Source organism: Bacteroides sp. ET489 (assembly GCF_030518095.1).
Classification (GTDB): Bacteria; Bacteroidota; Bacteroidia; order Bacteroidales; family Bacteroidaceae; genus Bacteroides; species Bacteroides ndongoniae.
On sequence record NZ_JAULLJ010000045.1, the window covers coordinates 1 to 20,702 of the forward strand.

The 20,702-nt window shown below is 43.5% G+C and carries 18 protein-coding genes and 2 pseudogenes; 13 read left to right on the forward strand and 7 right to left on the reverse strand.

Annotated elements, in window-relative coordinates; all coding sequences use genetic code 11:
• Positions 1–406: 406 nt before the first annotated feature.
• The 4 genes and pseudogenes from galK to Q3C19_RS16235 form a co-directional block, all read right to left on the reverse strand.
• Entirely contained in the window at positions 407–1,561 is a 1,155-nt protein-coding gene (gene galK / locus Q3C19_RS16225; RefSeq protein WP_022162467.1) for a galactokinase, read from the reverse strand.
• 64 nt (positions 1,562–1,625) lie between these two features.
• Positions 1,626–1,919 (reverse strand): annotated as a pseudogene (locus Q3C19_RS18460) (MFS transporter); the annotation flags it as partial.
• A 183-nt stretch (positions 1,920–2,102) separates the two neighbouring features.
• A pseudogene (locus Q3C19_RS16230) lies at positions 2,103–3,116 on the reverse strand (MFS transporter); the annotation flags it as partial.
• Between the two features lie 60 nt (positions 3,117–3,176).
• Positions 3,177–4,277, reverse strand: coding sequence for an aldose epimerase family protein (locus Q3C19_RS16235; RefSeq protein WP_022162470.1), 1,101 nt, complete (start codon positions 4,275–4,277; stop codon positions 3,177–3,179).
• Positions 4,278–4,475: 198 nt separating this feature from the next.
• On the opposite strand from Q3C19_RS16235, the gene Q3C19_RS16240 reads away from it, so the two are divergent.
• Positions 4,476–5,447 (forward strand): type I phosphomannose isomerase catalytic subunit, encoded by a 972-nt coding sequence (locus tag Q3C19_RS16240; protein ID WP_277121546.1) that lies wholly within the window; start codon positions 4,476–4,478, stop codon positions 5,445–5,447.
• A 121-nt stretch (positions 5,448–5,568) separates the two neighbouring features.
• Here the strand turns inward: Q3C19_RS16240 and Q3C19_RS16245 are convergent, their stop codons facing one another.
• Genes Q3C19_RS16245 through Q3C19_RS16255 form a run of 3 tightly spaced genes read right to left on the reverse strand, consistent with a single transcriptional unit; the run spans position 5,569 to position 6,446 of the window.
• Positions 5,569–5,829, reverse strand: coding sequence for a hypothetical protein (locus tag Q3C19_RS16245; protein WP_022162967.1), 261 nt, complete (start codon positions 5,827–5,829; stop codon positions 5,569–5,571).
• A 6-nt stretch (positions 5,830–5,835) separates the two neighbouring features.
• Positions 5,836–6,207: a phage holin family protein gene (locus Q3C19_RS16250; protein ID WP_071149936.1), complete on the reverse strand. Its 372-nt coding sequence runs from the start codon at positions 6,205–6,207 to the stop codon at positions 5,836–5,838.
• Between the two features lie 29 nt (positions 6,208–6,236).
• Positions 6,237–6,446, reverse strand: a complete 210-nt coding sequence (locus Q3C19_RS16255) for a YtxH domain-containing protein (RefSeq protein ID WP_022162965.1) — start codon at positions 6,444–6,446, stop codon at positions 6,237–6,239.
• Positions 6,447–6,744: 298 nt separating this feature from the next.
• Here Q3C19_RS16255 and Q3C19_RS16260 point away from each other — a divergent pair, with 298 nt between their 5' ends.
• The 12 genes from Q3C19_RS16260 to Q3C19_RS16315 all read left to right on the forward strand — a co-directional run bounded on the left by Q3C19_RS16260 (position 6,745) and on the right by Q3C19_RS16315 (position 20,493).
• Positions 6,745–7,251: an SPOR domain-containing protein gene (locus tag Q3C19_RS16260; protein WP_022162963.1), complete on the forward strand. Its 507-nt coding sequence runs from the start codon at positions 6,745–6,747 to the stop codon at positions 7,249–7,251.
• Between the two features lie 166 nt (positions 7,252–7,417).
• On the forward strand, positions 7,418–8,962 hold the full coding sequence (locus Q3C19_RS16265; protein ID WP_071149935.1) for a Gfo/Idh/MocA family protein: 1,545 nt from the start codon (positions 7,418–7,420) through the stop codon (positions 8,960–8,962).
• A gap of 121 nt (positions 8,963–9,083) precedes the next feature.
• Positions 9,084–9,914, forward strand: coding sequence for a 3'(2'),5'-bisphosphate nucleotidase CysQ (gene cysQ / locus Q3C19_RS16270; RefSeq protein ID WP_277121585.1), 831 nt, complete (start codon positions 9,084–9,086; stop codon positions 9,912–9,914).
• A gap of 7 nt (positions 9,915–9,921) precedes the next feature.
• Positions 9,922–11,478, forward strand: coding sequence for an SLC13 family permease (locus Q3C19_RS16275; protein WP_022162960.1), 1,557 nt, complete (start codon positions 9,922–9,924; stop codon positions 11,476–11,478).
• Positions 11,479–11,490: 12 nt separating this feature from the next.
• Complete coding sequence (cysC, locus tag Q3C19_RS16280) at positions 11,491–12,099, forward strand: adenylyl-sulfate kinase (protein WP_071149933.1); 609 nt, start codon at positions 11,491–11,493, stop codon at positions 12,097–12,099.
• A gap of 6 nt (positions 12,100–12,105) precedes the next feature.
• Positions 12,106–13,017 (forward strand): sulfate adenylyltransferase subunit CysD, encoded by a 912-nt coding sequence (gene cysD / locus Q3C19_RS16285; RefSeq protein ID WP_022162958.1) that lies wholly within the window; start codon positions 12,106–12,108, stop codon positions 13,015–13,017.
• Between the two features lie 27 nt (positions 13,018–13,044).
• On the forward strand, positions 13,045–14,502 hold the full coding sequence (gene cysN, locus Q3C19_RS16290) for a sulfate adenylyltransferase subunit CysN (RefSeq protein ID WP_071149932.1): 1,458 nt from the start codon (positions 13,045–13,047) through the stop codon (positions 14,500–14,502).
• 10 nt (positions 14,503–14,512) lie between these two features.
• The gene (locus Q3C19_RS16295; RefSeq protein WP_302730721.1) at positions 14,513–15,619 is read left to right on the forward strand and encodes a sulfotransferase; all 1,107 of its coding nucleotides are present in this window, start codon (positions 14,513–14,515) and stop codon (positions 15,617–15,619) included.
• 32 nt (positions 15,620–15,651) lie between these two features.
• On the forward strand, positions 15,652–16,617 hold the full coding sequence (locus Q3C19_RS16300; protein WP_302730723.1) for a PCMD domain-containing protein: 966 nt from the start codon (positions 15,652–15,654) through the stop codon (positions 16,615–16,617).
• A 540-nt stretch (positions 16,618–17,157) separates the two neighbouring features.
• The gene (locus Q3C19_RS16305; RefSeq protein WP_071150755.1) at positions 17,158–18,402 is read left to right on the forward strand and encodes a hypothetical protein; all 1,245 of its coding nucleotides are present in this window, start codon (positions 17,158–17,160) and stop codon (positions 18,400–18,402) included.
• 21 nt (positions 18,403–18,423) lie between these two features.
• Positions 18,424–19,317 (forward strand): DUF3869 domain-containing protein, encoded by an 894-nt coding sequence (locus tag Q3C19_RS16310; protein ID WP_287641786.1) that lies wholly within the window; start codon positions 18,424–18,426, stop codon positions 19,315–19,317.
• A 36-nt stretch (positions 19,318–19,353) separates the two neighbouring features.
• Positions 19,354–20,493 (forward strand): OmpA family protein, encoded by a 1,140-nt coding sequence (locus Q3C19_RS16315; protein WP_302730725.1) that lies wholly within the window; start codon positions 19,354–19,356, stop codon positions 20,491–20,493.
• Positions 20,494–20,702: the final 209 nt, after the last annotated feature.

Consider the following 20,702-nt stretch of genomic DNA (forward strand, 5'->3'; position numbering starts at 1 on the left):
GTTAGTAAAATAGAAGATTAATGATAATAAAACTAATTTGTTGTAAATTGATGATTAATAGGAGTTTATATATATGCCTTTTTATCTTTGTAAATTCTCTGTTTTTTATTTCAGAGTTGGTTTACGCATACTATAATTGTGTAACACTTCATTTTGGGAAATTTAATAGTGTAATCATTTTATTGTAAATAGTTGGGTGCACTGTTTCTTAAACAATAATAGTTACAACTGTGGTAATTACAGTACTTACAAGTATATATTAAACATAAAAAAATGATACTGACCGGGATCAGGGTGAGCTGACGCTAAAAAAGATGTAGGAAGAAAGCCTCACGGTTTCCTTCCTACTTTTAACCAATTGATTATTTAATTATGAAAAACACGAGTCTTTCAACCCGCTTTTTTTTTATTCCAAGCGTCTTGCGCCGTCGCTGATCACTACGTCGTAGATCTTCGGGCTACGGCCAAACTTGTTCTTGAAGTCTTCTTTTGCTTTGTTGATGAATGTAGAATACAGTTCTTCCTTCACCAGGTTGATGGTGCATCCGCCAAATCCGCCACCCATGACGCGCGATCCGGTTACACCGCAGTCGAATGCCAAGTCGTTCAGGAAGTCGAGCTCTTCGCAGCTTACTTCGTACAGCTTGCTCATGCCGTGGTGAGTTTCGTACATCTTCTGGCCAACGGTTTCGTAGTCGCCTCTTTCCAGAGCGTCGCAAACGTCGAGCACGCGTTGGATTTCTTCGATGACGTATTCGGCACGCATGTAGTCTTCTTCGCTGACTTCGGCTTTGACTTCGTTCAGCATTTCCATCGTGCAGTCGCGCAGGAACTCAACGTGCGGATGCTTCTTCTGAACAGCAGCCACAACGGCTTCGCAGCTCTGACGGCGCTTGTTGTAGGCCGACGATGCCAGTTCGTGCTTCACCACCGAGTCAACCAACACCAGGCGATAGCCTTGCGGGTCGAAGGGGAAGTACTGGTATTCGAGCGAACGGCAGTCGAGGCGGATCAGATGGCCTTTCTTGCCAAATACGGAAGCAAACTGGTCCATGATACCGCAGTTCACGCCGCAGTAGTTGTGCTCGGTAGCCTGTCCTACCTTGGCCAGCTCGAACTTGTCGATCTTGTTGTCGCCGAAGAGGTCGTTCAGGGCATAAGCATACGTGCTTTCGAGGGCGGCCGATGAAGACATGCCGGCACCCAGGGGAACGTCGCCTGCAAAAGCAGTGTTGAAGCCTTTTACTTCTACACCACGCTTGATCATTTCGCGGCAAACGCCGAAGATATATCTTGCCCAGCTTGCACGAGGAGCGTCAGCCTCTTCCAAACCAAATTCTACATAATCTTTCAGGTCGATGGAGTAAGCCTTCACGATGTTGGTACCGTTTGGCTTGATTTCGGCTATCATGCCTTTATCGATTGCTCCAGGGAATACAAAACCGCCGTTGTAGTCGGTATGTTCGCCGATAAGATTAATGCGACCCGGAGAAGCGTAAACTGCTCCTGTTGTTCCATCAAAATGCTTGATGAAACGGCTTCTTACGTATTCTATATCCATAATACTAATATTTTTAATAAGGTGAATAATTAAAATTACCTATATGTGTTTTTCTCTTCTTCTATTATTCTACTGGAATGTTCTTGTTGACGTTCTTGCATCCTACCAGGCCGTAGTACAGCAGATAGGCCAGACCGGCGATGATGAGCCAGTAGCTTGCCATGTAGCCTACGCCGTCGGCGATAGCGTTCTGGATGAGCGGCAGGATACCGCCACCTACTACCATCATCATGAAGATGCCCGATGCCTGTGCGGTGTACTTGCCCAGTCCTTCAACAGCCAGGTTGAAGATACCGCCCCACATGACCGATGTGCAGAGTCCGCACAATACCAGCAGGAAGGCGCTCAGGGGTACCTTCGGAGTGGCCAGCGAGCCTACCATTTCTTCGGGAGCCATAGCGGCTTCTTCCTTCAGTGCTTCGGCATACGACGAGAGGTCGACCGATGCGGGGTTGGCGATGAAGGCAGAGATCTGGTCGGCAGGAACACCAGCGTTGGTCAGGATTTCGGTAGTTTTGGCTACGGGGTCGTAAACGATCTTGGGCACATCGATACCGATGTTCTTGGGCAAGAACATGGCGATGACGATGAGTACGATGGCTGTGGCCGAAACGACAATCAGCTGAGTGCGGGTAGACACCTTACCGCTGATGGCGCTACTGGCCGAACGTCCGACAAGCATCAGCAGCCAGTAGATGGCAGCGATGGCTCCACCGATGGCAGCACCGTTGATAAGGATGCCGGCTCCCTTGCTCGAAGCGTCGGCCAGGTAGAAGTTGAGCGTGCCGGGGATACCGATTTCGATACCTACATAGATGAAGATACCGATAACGCCCAATACGGTGTGGCGGAAGCTCCAGGGGCTGTATTCGAATTTTTCCTTCTGTGCGCCGCCTTTTCTGAGGTGGGGCTCAGGGATGGATACGAACGAAATGATGATGAAGGCAGCTACGAATACGGCCATCGCGATGAACAGCAGCGGGGCTACGTCGGACATGGCGGTTTTCGAAGTTACTGTGCCGATCAGGGCGCCTACGAAGAGCGGAGTCAGTGTGCCCGACAGCGAGTTCAGCGCACCACCTGTCTGAATCAGCTGGTTACCCTTGTTGCCGCCGCCTCCGAGAAGGTTCAGCATGGGGTTCACCACGGTGTTGAGCATACATACGCAGAAACCGCAGACGAAGGCTCCGAGCAGGTAGATGATGAAGTTGAGCTTGATGGCGTATTCGCCCAGCGAGAAGACGTCGACATTGGCGCCTACGAGGCTAGACAGATACTGGATGAAGAGGCCGATGAAGCCGACGGCCATCGCGATGAGGGCGGTCTTCTTGTAGCCGATTTTGACAAGCATGTTACCAGCCGGGATACCCATGAAGAGGTAGGCCAGGAAGTTCATCATGTTACCCATCATACCCAGTGTGTTGGCACCGGCATATTGATTTTTCCATATCGTACCGAAGGGTGCGGCAAGATTGGTTACGAAAGAGATCATCGCAAAAATAAAGAACATGGTAATAATTGCGACGAGATTACCGTTCTGTTTTTGTTGTGTCATGGTTTTTTGAAAAAGTTAGGAGTTTATAATTATATTAAGTTAGTTTCAAAACATGGTTGGTCACGATTCTGTTACCCCAAACTTGTAAACGGTAATCTGCTGGTATTCATCGCCCGGCAGCAATACGCACGAGGGGAAGTGCGGCTTGTTGGGGGTGTCGGGGAAGCATTGTGCTTCGAAGCAGACTGCGCTTCGGGCAGGGAAGGTAGCGCCGTGTGCGCCTGCAAATCCGCCCAGCCAGTTGCCAGTGTACACCTGTACGCCGTTTTCGGTCGTATACACTTCCATGGTTCGTCCACTTTCAGGCTCGGTGCAGGTGGCTGCCAGGCTCAATTCGCCCGCCTCGGTCTTGTTAAGCACATAGCAGTGGTCGTAGCCAGTGCCGTTGATCAGCTGCTGGAATGGCTCGTCGATGCGTTCGCCAATGGTATGCGGTGTGCGGAAGTCCATCGGAGTGCCTTCTACCTTGCTGATTTCGCCCGTCGGGATGGATACCTCGTCGATGGGGACGTAGAAGTCGGCGTTGATGGTAACAATGTTGTTCAGAACGGTAGGAGTGGGGTTGGCTATGCCGGCCAGGTTGAAGAAGCCGTGGTTGGTCAGGTTGACTACCGTAGCCTTGTCGGTAGTGGCTCTGTATTCGATTACCAGAGCGTTTGCTTCGTTCTCCAGGCGATAGGTCATTTCTACTTTCAGGTTGCCGGGGAAGCCTTCTTCGCCGTCGGCCGATGTGTAGTTGAAGATGACGGTTGTCGGATCGGGTTGTACAGCATCCCATACGCGTGTGTGGAAGCCTGTGGGACCACCGTGCAGGGAGTTGGGTCCGTTGTTGATGGCCAGCTGGTGTTTTTCGCCATACAGGGTGAACTCTCCTTTGGCAATTCGGTTGCCGTATCGTCCGATGGTGGTGTTCAGGAAGGGTTCGGGACTGTGGATGACGCTTTCAATATTGTCGTGTCCTAAAACGACGTTGGCATACTGTCCCTTTTTGTCGGGAACCATGATGGAAAGGATGGCGCATCCGTAATTGGTTACTGCAACTTCCATTCCTAATGCATTCTTAAGGATAAACAGATCTGTCTTTTTACTATCTATTTCCTTTTGAAAGTCCTTTCTGTCCAATCCGGACAAATTGCTTTCTGTTGGGGTAGTGTTTATCATAAACGTGGTATTAATTAAATTTCTTGCAAATAAAAAGAAATTCTTTTGTATACCCAAGTAATTGGAATGAAATGTGGAAAACATTTTAGGAAAGTTTAGCGTTTTGCGTCCTTGAATCGAATGAATATTTTTTGTATGTTTGCCGCCATAATTTAAAAATACTTATGTTTTTATTGAACATTTAACGAAAAACAACGAATGTATCCTCTAAAATTTGAGCCTATCTTGAAGCAGACGCTTTGGGGAGGTGATAAAATCATCCCGTTCAAACATTTGAATGAAAATTTGCCCAATGTGGGTGAAAGCTGGGAAATCTCTGCTGTAGAAGGGAGCGAGTCTGTCGTAGCAAATGGAGCTGACAAGGGCTTGACACTGCCCGAAATGGTCAGAAAATATAAAGAAGAGTTAGTGGGAGAAGCCAATTATATGCGCTTCGGCAATAAATTCCCTTTGCTCATCAAGTTTATTGATGCGAAGCTGGATTTGTCGATTCAGGTGCACCCCAACGACGAGCTGGCAAGAAAAAGACACAATAGCTTTGGCAAAAACGAAATGTGGTATGTGATTGCGGCCGACAAGGGTGCAAAGCTGATTTCAGGATTCGCCGAACAGATTACCCCCAAGGAGTACAAGGAGAGGGTGTACAATGGCACCTTTGCTGAAGTTTTGCAGACGTGCGAGATCAAGCCGGGCGATGTTTTCTATGTGCCGGCCGGTCGGGTGCATGGGATTGGCGCCGGTTCTTTCATTGCGGAAATCCAGCAGACTTCGGACGTGACTTATCGTATTTTCGACTATAATAGAAAAGACCAGAACGGCAAGACCAGAGAGCTGCATACCAACCAGGCGATGGATGCCATCAACTTTGCCGATGTGCAGGATGACTTCCGTACGGAGTACGAACTGACCGAAAACGAGCCGATAGAAGTAGTAGCAAGTCCGTATTTCACGACTTCGGTTTACGATATGACAGAAGAAATCACTTGCGACTATTCGGAGCTCGATTCTTTTGTGATTTTCATCTGTACGGAGGGTTCTTGTAAGATAACCGACGACAGTAAGAATGAACTGACGTTGTGTGCGGGCGAAACAATATTGCTGCCGGCTTCTACGCAAGAGGTAACGATTACTCCCGACGGCAGGGTGAAGTTGCTCGAAACGTATGTGTGATGTCTGTAGAGAATAGATAAAGATTTCTATACGGGAAGGCACTGTCGTTTTTCGAGGAATGATGAGTGCCTTCTTTTGTATATATGTATTATATACCTTAATGTAGTTTTCTGTATCGGGCTTAGTATTTTCTTAAGAATCTTCTGAGCCTTTTCATGAGCTTCAGCCCCATCATGGCTCCGTCGAATACAGCCATGCCCGTATTGAAGGCTCGCATGATGGCGCCCGTCTTGCTTGTGGCAGGGGCAAGTGGTGCAACGAGGCTGCGGGTTAGCTCAGTCATAACCTCTTTTTGCTGAAGAATGGCCTGGCGCAGTTCTTTCTTCTGCTGTGCGATGCTTTCGAGTGTCAGCGGAGGGGTGGGGGTATTGTTTTGATCCATAGCCTGTTATTTGTCGTTATTGGTTGTTTTGTCAAAGAATAGCCCTGCGATAAACTTCAGCATGGGATTGATGATGATCGTTTTTCGGAAGCTGACAAGCAGCACGATGAGCAGAACGTGGAAGCAAGCGATGATGCCGAAGCTTGTCGTTACGCCTCCCACGTAGGGAGTCAGCATGTAGGCGATTGTGAAGGATAAGTAAAACAAAGCCACCATGCCCAGTATGATAACCGTCAGCACCAGTATGAGTGTGGAAAGCAATACGGTCAGCTTTTCGGTGATCTCCAGCTTGGTGTATTGCTTTTGCAACTCCAGATATTTCTTGAACTCAATAAACAGTTGCTGTATGTTTTCAATGCTTTTATCGTCTGCAAACATGATGGCTTTGTCTTTTATTAGAATGATTCTTATTCAGCTGCCTCTGCTTTTATTTCAGAAGCAATTTCGTCGACCAGATCTTCCATTTCGTTTCGGTTCAGGCGGATGCCCTTCTTACGCAGAATATCTGCAATCTTCTGACGGGTGTCTTCTCCCTTTTCCGGAGCGAATAGAATACCAACGGCTGCACCTACTACCGCACCGCCTAAAAAAGCTGCTAAAACATTTAATCCTTTCATACTATACTCCTTTCTTTTTATTAGGTTTCTATAGCTACAAAACTAATGTTTTTTTTTGAAGTTTCTTCTGTTTCGGTCGTTTTTTTGTGGCAGATTTGTAAGTTCTGCTTATGTTTAATGTTATTTAACGGGATTGCCATACCTGCATTTGAGGCTATTGGCGTACCTTTGCTCCTTAAATGAAAGGAACTTTGCACTTTTTGTGCATTATCCTTTGAAAGATGGCGATTTTTCTATTAATTTGCCGCCAATTTTGAACACTAAGGATGATTGTTATTAAATAAAAAACTATAAGAAGATGAGAAAATTAGCAGTTTTAGGTATGGGAGTGTGCGTGCTATTGGCATTCTCCTCCTGTAAGTCGAGTGAAAGTGCTTATAAAAAGGCCTACGAGAAAGCTAAACAGCAGGAATTGGCTGATAGCCAGAATGTAACTCCGGCAGAAGAAGTAGCTCCGGTAGTAAGCGCCCCTGTAGAAACGAAGGTGGTAGAAAGTGCACCGGCGGCTGATGTACGTCAGGAGAAAGTTACAGTTGTAACAGGCAATGAAAATGGCTTAAAGGATTACAGCGTAGTGTGCGGAAGCTTTGGAGTAAAAGCCAATGCGGATAATCTTAAGAGCTTCTTGGATAAAGAAGGATATAACGCTATCATTGTATTCAATTCGGAGAAAGCTATGTATCGTGTAGTTGTAAGCACATTTGCCGACAGAGCATCGGCCGCTAAGGCTCGCGACGCTTTCAAGGCTAAGTATCCTAATCGTGATGATTTCCAAGGATCTTGGTTGCTGTATCGCATCAACTAATAACAGAAATTCTTTTTGGTAATTTTATAGAAAGGGTTGAAAACCTTTCATATCGGGGCGGTGACTGGGAAGTTGCCGCTTTTTTATTCTCTAATAATTCTGTATTTAAGAAAAAAAACGTATTTTTGGCAGTTGTTTGATTATTCACCCTAAAAGATAAATTTGTATGAGAAAAATCGGTTTTTTGGTGTTGTGTGCATGCTTGGCATTGACTGCTTGCAATAGCACGAAAACAGCAGAACAGCAAGTATCAGAAAATGGTACAAAATGGAGCTGGGATAAAGGTACTATTGTGGTTGAGACTCCTGAGCGTCCGGCAGGACAACAGAGTGTGATTGGTCTGGCTCTTCCGAAAATGGAAGTTGTACGTGTAGGTTTCGTTGGATTGGGTATGCGTGGTCCTGGTGCAGTAGAGCGCTTTACATACATCCCAGGTGTGGAGATTGTAGCCCTGTGCGATTATGAGAAAGAAAGAGCGGAAGCTTGCCAGAAATACTTGAAGAATGCATCAATGCCGAAAGCCGCTGTTTATTATGGCGAGAAAGGTTATGAAGAATTGTGCAAGCGTGATGATATCGACTTGGTTTATATTGCTACCGACTGGCTTCATCATTTCCCTGTAGCATTGTGTGCGATGGAGAATGGAAAGAATGTAGCGATAGAAGTGCCCTCGGCGATGAATCTGAAAGACTGCTGGACACTGATTGATATGAGCGAGAAAACACGCAAGCATTGTATGATATTGGAGAATTGTTGCTACGACTGGTTCGAAATGAATACGCTTAACATGGCTCAGCAGGGCGTGTTTGGTGAAGTGATCCGTGCGCAGGGAGCATACATTCACAATCTGGACGCTTTCTGGGATTATTATTGGAAGAATGGAGAAAGCGATAAGTTGGGCTGGCGCTTGGAGTATAATATGAAACATCGTGGTGATGTATATCCGACACATGGTCTGGGTCCTGTAGCACAAGCATTGGATATTCATCGTGGCGATCGTATGAAAACGCTGGTTGCTATGGATACGAAGTCGGTGGTAGGTAAGGCGTTAGTAGAGGAAAGAACAAAACAACCGTGCGAAGACTTCCGCAATGGTGATCACACAACAACATTGATTCGTACGGAAAAAGGTAAGGTGATCGAAATTCAACATAACGTGATGACGCCGCAGCCTTACAATCGTCTCTATCAGCTGACAGGAACCAAGGGTTTCGCCAATAAATATCCGGTTGAAGGATATGCGTTGGATGCTGACCAGATGAAAGCATCAGGCGTTGCTCCGAAGGTGGATAATCTGAATTCACATGGTTTTATGCCGAAAGCAGAAATGGATGCATTGGTAGAAAAATATCAGCATCCTATCCTGAAGAAATATGGTGAAATGGCAAAAGAAGTTGGTGGACATGGAGGTATGGACTTTATTATGGATAGCCGTTTGGTATATTGTCTCCAAAACGGTTTGCCGCTGGATATGGATGTATACGATCTGGCAGAATGGTGCTGTTTGGCCGAATTGGGCGAGTTGTCGATGGATAACAATTGTGCTTCGGTAGCAATACCCGATTTCACCCGTGGCGAATGGGATAAAATCAAGGGCTACAAACATGCTTATGCTTCTCCTGAAGATGAAAAAGCAGCAATGGAGAAAGCACGTGCCTTTACTGCCAAGCTGAAGGAGCGTGGTGCTAAGGAATGGGCTGAGGCTCAATGATGACAAGGCAGCACAAGAGTTTGTATAATATTAAAAGAAGTTATAAAATGAAGTAGAAAACTTTCCTTACGGGGAAAGTTTTCTACTTTTGTGCTTTATCATAGAATAAGATATGAAAGCGATGGAACAGCACTATATTTTGAACGCTATTGAAGCTGCCTTGCGGGCAGGAGGACAGATACTCTCCATTTATAATGATCCGTCATCGGATTTTCAGGTCGAGAGGAAAGCTGATAATTCACCTTTAACGATAGCCGACAGAAAAGCTCACGAGACAATTGTGGAAATCTTGAAAGATACTCCTTTTCCTATATTGAGCGAAGAAGGTAAAAGTTTGCCTTTTGAAATGAGAAACGGCTGGGAGACTTTGTGGATTGTGGATCCACTTGATGGAACCAAGGAGTTTATCAAACGAAATGGAGAGTTTACGGTAAATATAGCGTTGGTCCTTAAAGGAAAACCTGTGATGGGAGTCATTTATGTTCCAGTGAAGAAAGTTCTTTATTTTGCGGAAGATACATTGGGAGCTTATAAGATAGAAGGAATAAAAGACTTGGATCACAAAAGCTTGGACGACTTGATAAGCGAAGCCGTGCGTTTGCCGGATAAAAGCATTTCTCGTACCAATTTTGTGATGGTGGCATCTCGCTCTCATCTGACTCCCGAAACCGAAATTTATATCGATAAAATGCGTGCTGTGCATGGCGATTTGGAACTGGTATCGATAGGTAGCTCGCTGAAGATATGTCTGGTTGCCGAAGGTCGTGCTGATGTATATCCGCGTTTTGCTCCTACAATGGAATGGGATACTGCTGCCGGACATGCCATTGCAAGCGCTGCAGGAATGGAAGTTTATCAGGCGGAAACCGATCTTCCTTTGCAATACAACAAACAGGATTTGCTTAATCCTTGGTTTGTGGTAGAGAAGAAACATGAACGTGAAATAAAATAGTGATTGTATGACATTTGAAATTGCATTTGTGCTTTTGGCCCTGGTTGGGATGGTGATTGCCTTGGTGTTGGATAAAATGCGTCCGGGCATGATCTTGTTTTCAGTTGTCGTATTATTCCTTTGTGCAGGTATTCTGACTCCGAAAGAAATGCTTGAAGGTTTCAGCAACAAGGGGATGATAACGGTAGCGATGCTGTTTCTGGTAAGCGAAGGTATTCGTCAGTCAGGTGCATTGGGACAGCTTATCAAGCGATTGCTTCCACAAGGGAAAACCACTGTTTTCAAGGCACAATTGCGCATGTTGCCTACCATATCATTTATATCGGCTTTTTTGAATAACACACCGGTAGTGGTTATTTTTGCACCTATTATTAAACGTTGGGCCGAATCGGTGAAATTGCCTGCTACGAAATTTCTGATACCGCTTTCTTATGTTACGATTTTAGGAGGTATCTGTACGTTGATAGGTACGTCGACAAATCTGGTAGTGCATGGTATGATACTTGAGTCGGGACACGAAGGATTTACGATGTTTGAGTTGGGAAAAGTGGGTATATTCATTGCAGTGGCAGGAATCATTTATCTGTTGCTTTTCTCTTCTAAACTATTGCCAGATACGCGTAAAGATGCTGTGAAGGATGAAGAAGAGGCCGAAGAACATAACAGTGATTTGCATACTGTCGAGGTCGTGTTGGGCGCTCGTTTCCCTGGTATTAATAAAAAGTTAAAGGACTTCAACTTCAAACGGCATTATGGCGCGGAGGTCAAGGAAATAAAGCGTAATGGCCAGAGCATTGCTCGAAATCTGGAAGGAGAACATTTTCGTGAAGGAGATACGCTTGTGTTGATGGCCGATGACTCGTTTGTGCAGACGTGGGGCGAATCTTCAGTCTTTGTGCTCTTGGCCAATGGCAAAGATACAGAGCCTGTTCCTAGCAAAAGAAAACGGTGGTTTGCCCTGACGTTGTTGATTCTGATGATTGTAGGAGCTACCGTAGGCGAATTGCCTATTGTGAAAGAAATGTTTCCTGAAATAAAATTAGATATGTTTTTCTTTGTTTCTGTGACTACTATTATTATGGCATGGACGAAGATTTTCCCTGCTCGCAAATATACGAAGTACATTTCGTGGGATATCCTGATAACGATTGCTTGTGCTTTTGCGATCAGCAAGGCAATGGTCAATTCGGGAGTGGCTGATGCGGTGGCAAGCTATATCATAGGTATGACCGAGCATTATGGTCCTCAAGTATTACTGGCAGCAGTGTTCATCATAACAAACTTGTTTACAGAACTGATTACTAATAATGCGGCGGCGGCTTTGGCATTTCCGTTAGCATTGTCTATTTCTTCTCAATTGGGAGTCGATCCGATGCCATTTTTTGTTGTGATCTGTATGGCAGCGTCGGCCAGTTTCTCTACTCCGATTGGATATCAGACTAACCTGATTGTGCAAGGTATAGGAAATTATAAGTTTACAGATTTTGTACGTATTGGTTTACCATTGAATATTATTACATTCTTAATTTCAATTTTTCTTGTGCCATTGATTTGGCCATTTTAATTCGTAAGGATTATGACAGAGAATGAAAATCATATATATCCTATCTTTGACAGAATGCTGACAAGGCAGGATAAAGAATCGCTTTTAAGACAACACGGGGTGATGGTTTGGTTTACAGGCCTGAGCGGATCGGGTAAAAGTACCATTGCCATAGCGTTGGAGCGTGAATTGCACAAGCGAGGGTTACTGTGTCGCATATTGGATGGTGATAACATCCGTTCGGGTATTAATAACAATCTGGGTTTTTCGGAGGCAGATCGGGTGGAAAACATCCGTCGTATAGCTGAGGTATCCAAACTGTTTATTGATACGGGCATTGTGACAATCGCCGCTTTTATCAGCCCTAACAATGATATTCGCGAAATGGCTGCTAACATTATAGGAAAGGAAGACTTTCTGGAGATATATGTTAGCACTCCGCTTGAGGAGTGTGAACGGCGGGATGTCAAAGGGCTTTATGCCAAAGCACGCCGTGGTGAGATTAAAAACTTTACAGGAATATCTGCTCCATTTGAAGCACCGGTGCATCCAGCTCTGACACTCGACACATCGTTGTTGAGCCTGGAAGAGTCGGTCAATCGCCTGTTGGAGCTTGTTTTACCAAGAATTCAGAAGAAATAGTATAAAATGGAAGAAAGTTATAAGTTAAGTCATTTGAAGGAACTTGAGGCTGAATCGATTCACATCATACGTGAAGTGGCTGCCGAGTTCGAGAATCCTGTGATGTTATATAGCATCGGTAAGGATTCGTCCGTCATGGTTCGTTTGGCCGAGAAGGCTTTTTATCCGGGTAAGGTACCCTTCCCGCTGATGCATATCGACTCGAAGTGGAAGTTTAAGGAAATGATCCAGTTCCGCGATGAATATGCCAAGAAGTACGGATGGAATCTGATTGTTGAGAGCAATATGGAGGCTTTCCGGGCAGGAGTAGGCCCCTTTACGCACGGTAGTAAGGTGCATACCGACTTGATGAAAACGCAGGCTTTGCTTCATGCGCTCGATAAGTATAAATTCGATGCAGCATTTGGTGGAGCACGTCGTGATGAGGAAAAGTCGCGTGCCAAAGAGCGTATCTTTTCTTTCCGTGACCGCTTCCATCAGTGGGATCCGAAGAATCAACGCCCCGAATTGTGGGATATATATAATGCCCGTGTGCATAAGGGCGAGAGTATTCGTGTCTTCCCATTGAGCAACTGGACTGAGCTAGACATCTGGCAATATATCCGTTTGGAGAATATTCCTATTGTGCCTTTGTATTTCGCCAAGGAACGTCCTTGTGTAGAGATAGACGGTAATCTGATTATGGCCGACGACGACCGCTTACCCGAACAATATCGCGATAAAATCAAGATGCGTATGGTGCGCTTCCGTACGTTGGGCTGTTGGCCGTTGACAGGCGCGGTAGAAAGTAATGCTGATACGATAGAGAAAATCGTAGAAGAGATGATGACTACTACCAAGAGCGAACGTACTACACGTGTGATAGACTTCGATCAGGAAGCCAGCATGGAGCAGAAGAAACGCGAAGGTTATTTTTAAGGATTTTGGCTATTAAGATGAAAGAAAATGGAGAATAATTTAGATATAAAGGCATTCTTGGATAAGGATGAACAGAAAGATCTGCTTCGTTTCTTAACCGCAGGTTCGGTAGACGACGGAAAGTCTACCTTGATAGGCCGGCTTTTGTTCGACAGTAAGAAATTGTACGAAGACCAGCTTGATGCTTTGGAGCGTGATAGTAAGAGAATGGGAAATGCTGGCGAGCACATAGATTATGCTTTGTTACTAGATGGATTGAAGGCAGAGCGCGAGCAGGGTATTACCATCGATGTGGCCTATCGCTATTTTTCTACCAACAATCGAAAGTTTATCATTGCCGATACTCCGGGGCATGAACAATATACTCGTAATATGATTACAGGCGGATCTACTGCCAATCTTGCGATTATTTTGGTCGATGCACGCACGGGCGTTATTACTCAGACGCGTCGACATACTTTTTTGGTCTCTCTGCTGGGCATCAAACATGTAGTATTGGCGGTGAACAAGATGGACCTTGTAGACTTTTCGAAAGAGTGTTTCGACAAGATTGTGAAGGACTATCTCGACTTTGTTATTCCATTGGGTATTCCTGATGTGACATGTATTCCACTTTCTGCTTTGGAAGGTGATAATGTGGTTGTAAAATCAGAACGTACTCCTTGGTATCAGGGTAGCTCTTTGCTCGACTTCTTGGAAACGGTGCATATTGACAATGATCATAATTTGAATGATTTCCGCTTCCCTGTTCAGTATGTATTGCGTCCAAATCTTGATTTCCGGGGATTCAGTGGTAAGGTTGCTTCGGGAGTTGTTCGCAAGGGAGATGAAGTTATGGCTTTGCCTTCAGGTAAAAAGTCACGTATCAAGAGCATTGTTACTTATGACGGAGATTTAGAGTATGCTTTTCCTCCTCAGTCGGTAACACTTACTTTAGAAGATGAAATTGATGTTTCGAGAGGTGAAATGCTGGTTCATCCTGATAATATGCCTATTATGGATCGCAATTTCGAAGCCATGATGGTGTGGATGGATGAAGAACCGATGGACATGAATAAATCGTTTTTCATTAAACAAACTACCAATTTGAGCCGTACACGCATTGATAATATCAAGTATAAGGTAGATGTCAATACGATGGAACATCTTTCTGTAGAAAACGGGCGACTGGACAAGAAAGACGAGCCTATGCAGTTGAATCAGATAGCACGTGTGGTATTGACTACGGCTAAAGAACTCTTTTTCGACCCTTACTCGAAAAACAAGGCTACAGGTTCTTTTATTCTGATTGATCCGATCAGTAACAATACGAGTGCAGTCGGCATGATTATCGATCGGATAGAGGATAAGGACATGCATCTGGATGAATCGGTACCTGTATTGAATTTGCCCAAGATGGGAATCGCTTCCGATCAATATGAAGTCATCGAAAAGGCTGTAAAAGAACTGGAGCGTCAAGGCATTGAAGTAAAAGTCATTAAATAAGGAAAAGTTTATGGGATTATTAGAATTCAGTAAATTACCAATAAATACATTGGTAGGTGCTGACTGGAAGACTTTTAAGGACATAACAGAAGGCAGGGAAATAGATGCTGCATATAAAGGTAAGTATCGTTTGACGAAGGCGGTATGCCGTTTGCTGTCTCCGTTGTCCGCTTTGCAAGACCGACGCTATGAGAAGATGCTGGCCGACAAACCGTTGGAGCACGATCCTGTATTTATCTTGGGACATTGGCGCAGTGGGACTACTTTTGTTCACAACGTTTTTTCGTGCGATAAGCATTTTGGCTACAATACAACTTATCAGACTGTATTTCCACATCTAATGATGTGGGGGCAGCCTTTTTTCAAGAAGAATATGAGCTGGCTGATGCCTGATAAACGTCCGACTGATAATATGGAGTTGGCTGTCGACCTTCCTCAGGAAGAAGAGTTTGCCTTGGCCAATATGATGCCCTATACCTATTATAACTTTTGGTTTCTTCCAAAATATCAGCAAGAATATGCCGACAAGTATCTTCTTTTTGACGACATAACAGATGCTGAATTGAAAGTTTTTGAGGAGACTTTTGTCAAGTTGATAAAGATTTCGTTGTGGAATACCCATGGCACCCAGTTCTTGAGTAAGAATCCGCCTCATACAGGACGTGTAAAGGAATTGGTGAAAATGTTTCCCAATGCGAAATTTATCTATCTGATGCGTAATCCTTATACTGTTTTCGAGAGTACGCGTAGTTTCTTTACCAATACAATTCAGCCTTTGAAGCTACAGGATATTAGCAATGAACAACTCGAACAGAATATATTGTCGATATATGCCAAGTTGTATCATAAATACGAGGCTGATAAGTCGTGTATTCCTGCAGGCAACCTGATTGAAGTGAAATTTGAGGATTTTGAGGCTGATGCTATGGGGATGACAGAACATATCTATAAAGAACTGAATATACCAGGTTTTGCTGCTTCGCGTGCTGATATTGAAAAGTATGTAGGCGGAAAGAGGGGTTATAAGAAGAATAAATATAAGTATGATGACCGCACTGTGCAGCTTGTCCAGGACAATTGGGGACTTGCGTTGAAGCAGTGGGGATATGAACTTTAAAGAAAGTAACTGTTATTGAAAGGAGGAGAATTATGTTGCAAAAGAAAATATGGGGATGGGGGATGTTGTTTGCATTGAGTTGTCCTATGGTATCTGCCCAACAGCATACAACAGAAATGCTTCCCTTTGGTAATATGGATCAGTGGATTGACCGCCAGATTAAAGAATCGGGTATTATTGGTGGAGAAACCAAGCATGTTTATGCTATAGGGCCTACTAAAACGATTACAGACAACAGTGCATATAAGAATATGGGGGGCTCTCCATGGGCTACTTCAAATGTTATGGCACGTGTAGCGGGAATTACGAAGACAAATACCTCTGTATTTCCTGAACAACGGGGAGATGGTTTCTGCGCCCGCATGGATACACGTATGGAGAGTGTAAAAGTCTTTGGATTAGTGGATATTACTGTGCTGGCTGCAGGCTCCATGTTTTTAGGCGAGGTACACGAGCCTATCAAAGGAACGAAGAATCCACAAAAAATGTTGGATTCGGGTATACCTTATACTAAGAAACCGGTGGCTATTCAGTTCGATTATAAAGTGAAAATGTCCGACCGTGAGAAGCGTATTCGTGCAACAGGGTTCAGTCGCATTACCGATGTGGAGGGAAAAGACTTTCCTGAGGTAAACCTTTTCTTGCAGAAGCGATGGGAAGATAAAGATGGTAATATCTATGCCAAGCGTATCGGTACAATGGTTGTTCGCTATTATAAGACCACTGATGAATGGCGCAATAATGCAACGTATGCCATTATGTATGGTGATATTACGGGGGATCCTGCGTATAAACCTCACATGATGCGTTTGCAGGTAATCGAACGTTATGCAGTGAATAGTAAGGGTGAAAGTGTGCCGGTTAAGGAAGTGGCGTGGGGGGAGCCCGATGAAACTCCTACGCATCTGTTGCTCCAATTCACTTCAAGTCATGGTGGTGCATATATAGGATCTCCAGGAAATACTTTTTGGATTGATAATGTAAAGCTCGTATATTAATACGGGCTTTTTTTATGAAGTGTTTTGAATCTTCTGTGAACATAAAAGTATGAACAGTTGTTTCATAGTGAAAAGCAATTATTGCCTCCTTCTATTCTGAAGAAAATAATTATATTGAAAGCACTAATATTTAATGCTGGAGTCTTAAAATGTTATTGTAGGTAGTTTATGTTACACTGTTTTTGAATAAAAGAAATAGCTTTATGAATGTTTAGGAATAAACTGTGGCTCGTATAGAAAAATGAAATGAAAAAAAAGAAAATCAAGATAGAATGTTGTGGTATGGCAGTATAAAGTGACTGTTTTGTATGAATATCAGGAAAATGAAAATAATTAGCTATGCGTATAAGAGATTATATTTAGAATAAAAAATAGGTTCGGATAGCATTAGCACATGATATGTACTCCCTTTAAATGACTAAATAATGTGATCTGTGAAAAAATAGATACAGACTGGCCAATTTTCATATGATTTTCTTTGGTATTATTAAAAATGTATTTATTTTTGCACCGTATTTTTGTTATACGAAAGTTAAACGAATGAGGTGTAATAGCTCTAATACAACTAAGCGCCCAACTATAGGATTTATAGTTTATTATAGTGCGTTCTTTCTTCTCTGTTTATTCCCTTTGAAGGGGTTTTCGCAGGATGGGGATAGAACTGTAGACGCTTTAGTTGAGATGGGCTTTGAAAATGTTGGATGGGCGGACGATGGCAACGAACGCATATATACCTTGCAAAACTCTGCATACCGTTTGAATGGAGTGGGGATTGGGAAGGCTGTAGATGTGATTCGTGAAATAGGGCTTCCTGAGGGGAAACCTTGTCGCATTATCGTTTTGGACAACAACATCCCTCAGATTTCTCTTTGCTTTCTGCCGGTGTGGGAAGATAGCGTATATACAGGTGAACGCCGTGATTGGCACGTAAGTTACGATTTGGGCGGCACTTGGAAGAAGATGCGGAAGGTAAAGAAGAAAAATAGTTCTTTGTTTAAGGTTGATATTTTGGTCTATCCTCAGCTGTCGTTCAAGAATTTGATTATTACACAGATTTATCAAGCTTTGTTCGACTTAAGTCCGGCGATAGAAGTGTCGTTGTGGAAGGGAATGAAACTTACTGGTCAGTTGGTGATTCCTGTTTATAATGACGGATATGGACGATTGGAAGAGGTGGTGCATCCGGGGCATTTGACAGTATCGCAAAGTTTTCGCTTACCATACAATATCTTTGGTAAGCTGACGGCGGGACTTTTTAATGCCAGCCAGTATGGTGTCGATTTGGATATGGCATATCGTTTTCCCGACGAGCGTTTTTCCTTGTTGGCACGGGTAGGGGCTACCGGAAATGGCTTTTGGGATGCTTTTACTTATCATTACGATCCTACCATTACTTTTACGTGGTCGTTAGGGGGAAGCTTTTATTGGCCTTTATACAATACGCAGTTTAACTTGAAGGTAGAACGGTATCTGCAGAAGGAAGTGGGTGCGAAGTTTGAAGTCATACGCCATTTTCGCTATTGCTCTATTGGACTTTATGCGATGAAAGCAAAAGGGATCAATATCAATGGTGGTTGGCGTTTTCAGGTCGCCTTGCCTCCCTATAAGTATAAAAGAACTAAACATTGGCCGAGGGTGATGCTCTCGCGAAATTTTGGAATTTTGTATAATGCAGGTAACGAACAGCAATACTATAAACAGTATAAAGCTGAGGCGAGCGATAATATAATGAAAGAAAATAGTTTTAATCCATATTTTATTAAGTCAGAATTGTTAAATTTTTAATTTATTATTGAGATGAAAAGAATGAAATTCTTGAACGGTATTGGTGCAATGTTTGCGCTGGCCGTAGTAGCTTTGGCTACAACTCTTACTTCTTGTGAGAAAGAGGAGTTCAACATTAATGTTGATCCTATTAATGCACAGGCTACAATCAGCCCGACAGTTCTTTATGTAGACGGAACAACTACAACAAATGTTACTGATCAGGCCGCTATTACTTATTCAGACGGACCTGTATTTGTTGGAAATCCTGGTATCGAAGCAAAAACTGTTACCGTTACGGCTAAATATAATAATTTGGAAGGTTCTAATACGGTAAACGTTCCTGCTTTGCAAGCTGGTCAGTTCCTTACTTTGACTACTACTATCGTTCTGCAGGCTGAACCGGAACCAGGTGAACCAGTAGTTACCATTGTGAATGAGGCTAAAGAAGAGGATGCAAAGGATATTGCTGGTGATGTTGTAGAAATCCCGAATGTTACTGATTATTACTATGAAGAATCTGTTTCATACACCTTCAAGAGTGGCTCTAAAGTTGTAGAGAAAACATTTGCTGAAGATTGTACTTTCGAAGAAAAAGCTTTGGTTGGTGGTTTTATAAATACATTGGATGAAACTTATACTGAAGAACAAAGATCTAAAGAAGTGACAATTTATGCTCACTCTATGACAAAAGTAAACGCTGTTTATACAATTGTTCCGACCGTTTATACTTTCAAACGTGTTACTACGGTAGAAGGTGAAGTTACAGAGGAAGTTCAGATTGCTACAGTAACAGTAGACGATTATACTTCTTTCAATTTGAAAATAGAAGATAATCAGCAAATCCCAGGTCATGATCATGCACCTGCAGGTCACGGACATGGTCACGGTCACGGTAGTGGCAACGCCGGTGGTGGTATCGTAATTCCTGATTAATTAGTTTGTCAAGTCATATTTTAAACCGAGAGAAAAATGAAAAGAAAATTTATAATGGCTTCATTGTTACTTGCAGGTGCATGCTTGACAATGAATGCGCAAGAAAAAGATAAATATTATACCGAGAAAGGTTCGGATAATATTTTTGTAGGAGTTGGTGTCGGCGGTATGGCTGTCTTCAACGATGGTATGAATACTCCGACTTTCAATTTCAATGTTTCAGTAGGAAAGTATATCAATCCGGTTTGGGGTGTTCGCGGTCAGATTGGTGGACTGTGGCAAAGCCTGGATAAGCAGGATAACGGTTACTATGGTTATTGCAAGAAGTTCGGTGAAATCAATCTGGACGCTATGCTGAATCTGATTAACTTGTTTGGTGGTTATAATCCGGATCGTGCTTTCAACCTCTATCTGTTTGGTGGTCCTACAATGAATCTTGGTAAGGCAGTTGATACTAATATTACATTGAATGCTGCTACAGGTGCACAATCTTATACTTATTCAGAACATAGCTTGAAAGCTCGTTTCGGTGCCACAGTTGGTTTAGGATTGGGTTATGACATTACTGACAAGTGGGCTTTGAATCTGGAAGCTCGTGCTGGTGTAACTCCTTCTATCTTCGGTGATGCAAGCGATTGCCGCAAAGCAGAAGCTACTGGTCGTTTGACAATCGGTGCTGCTTATACATTTGGTGGTAAGAAGTTTGTTCCGCTGGTTTCTAAGATTGAAAAGGACGCTATCAACGAAGAAATCAATAAGTACAGAAGCGAATTGGCAAAAGCTCAAGCTGACTTGGCTGATGCTAAGAATGCATTGGCTAACGTTAAGCCTGAAGTTAAAGAAGTTGTTAAGGAAGTACAAGTTGCTGGTCCGCGTGCTATCTTCTTCAAGATTGGTAGCGCTAAGATCGACGGCTACGGTAAGGTTAACATCCAGTTGGCTGCTAAGATCCTGAAGGCTAATCCGGATAAGAAGTACAAGATTGCAGGTTATGCTGATAAGGCTACTGGTAGCGTATCTCTGAACCAGAAGTTGTCTGAAAAACGTGCACAGGCTGTTTACGATGCTTTGGTTGCTGAAGGCGTAAATGGTGATCAGCTTGAACTCGTAGGCTTCGGTGGTACTGAAAACATGTTCGGTAAGAACTATCTGAACCGTGTTGTTATTCTTGAATAATACGATAGCAGATATATAATATGGAAAAGGGCGGACTTCGGTTCGCCCTTTTTTATTGTTATTGTGTAACCTTTCGAAATCCAACTTGGGCTGCGATTTTTTTCTAACTGGAGAAAAATTTTTTCCTAACTGGGAAGGAATTTTTTCCTAACTAGGGAAAAAATGATGGGGCAGAAGACGCATTTAGTAGAGTAGATAGATGTTTTTTA

Bases quoted from the DNA above. Each gene is read 5' to 3' on its own strand.
- Q3C19_RS16255 (WP_022162965.1), bottom strand. From the start codon at position 6,446: ATGAAAGGATTAAATGTTTTAGCAGCTTTTTTAGGCGGTGCGGTAGTA.
- Q3C19_RS16300 (WP_302730723.1), top strand. From the start codon at position 15,652: ATGTTGCAAAAGAAAATATGGGGATGGGGGATGTTGTTTGCATTGAGT.
- Q3C19_RS16250 (WP_071149936.1), bottom strand. From the start codon at position 6,207: ATGTTTGCAGACGATAAAAGCATTGAAAACATACAGCAACTGTTTATT.
- Q3C19_RS16235 (WP_022162470.1), bottom strand. From the start codon at position 4,277: ATGATAAACACTACCCCAACAGAAAGCAATTTGTCCGGATTGGACAGA.
- Q3C19_RS16260 (WP_022162963.1), top strand. From the start codon at position 6,745: ATGAGAAAATTAGCAGTTTTAGGTATGGGAGTGTGCGTGCTATTGGCA.
- Q3C19_RS16275 (WP_022162960.1), top strand. From the start codon at position 9,922: ATGACATTTGAAATTGCATTTGTGCTTTTGGCCCTGGTTGGGATGGTG.
- Q3C19_RS16245 (WP_022162967.1), bottom strand. From the start codon at position 5,829: ATGGATCAAAACAATACCCCCACCCCTCCGCTGACACTCGAAAGCATC.
- Q3C19_RS16315 (WP_302730725.1), top strand. From the start codon at position 19,354: ATGAAAAGAAAATTTATAATGGCTTCATTGTTACTTGCAGGTGCATGC.
- cysC (WP_071149933.1), top strand. From the start codon at position 11,491: ATGACAGAGAATGAAAATCATATATATCCTATCTTTGACAGAATGCTG.
- galK (WP_022162467.1), bottom strand. From the start codon at position 1,561: ATGGATATAGAATACGTAAGAAGCCGTTTCATCAAGCATTTTGATGGA.
- Q3C19_RS16265 (WP_071149935.1), top strand. From the start codon at position 7,418: ATGAGAAAAATCGGTTTTTTGGTGTTGTGTGCATGCTTGGCATTGACT.
- cysD (WP_022162958.1), top strand. From the start codon at position 12,106: ATGGAAGAAAGTTATAAGTTAAGTCATTTGAAGGAACTTGAGGCTGAA.
- Q3C19_RS16305 (WP_071150755.1), top strand. From the start codon at position 17,158: ATGAGGTGTAATAGCTCTAATACAACTAAGCGCCCAACTATAGGATTT.
- Q3C19_RS16295 (WP_302730721.1), top strand. From the start codon at position 14,513: ATGGGATTATTAGAATTCAGTAAATTACCAATAAATACATTGGTAGGT.
- Q3C19_RS16310 (WP_287641786.1), top strand. From the start codon at position 18,424: ATGAAATTCTTGAACGGTATTGGTGCAATGTTTGCGCTGGCCGTAGTA.
- cysQ (WP_277121585.1), top strand. From the start codon at position 9,084: ATGGAACAGCACTATATTTTGAACGCTATTGAAGCTGCCTTGCGGGCA.
- cysN (WP_071149932.1), top strand. From the start codon at position 13,045: ATGGAGAATAATTTAGATATAAAGGCATTCTTGGATAAGGATGAACAG.
- Q3C19_RS16240 (WP_277121546.1), top strand. From the start codon at position 4,476: ATGTATCCTCTAAAATTTGAGCCTATCTTGAAGCAGACGCTTTGGGGA.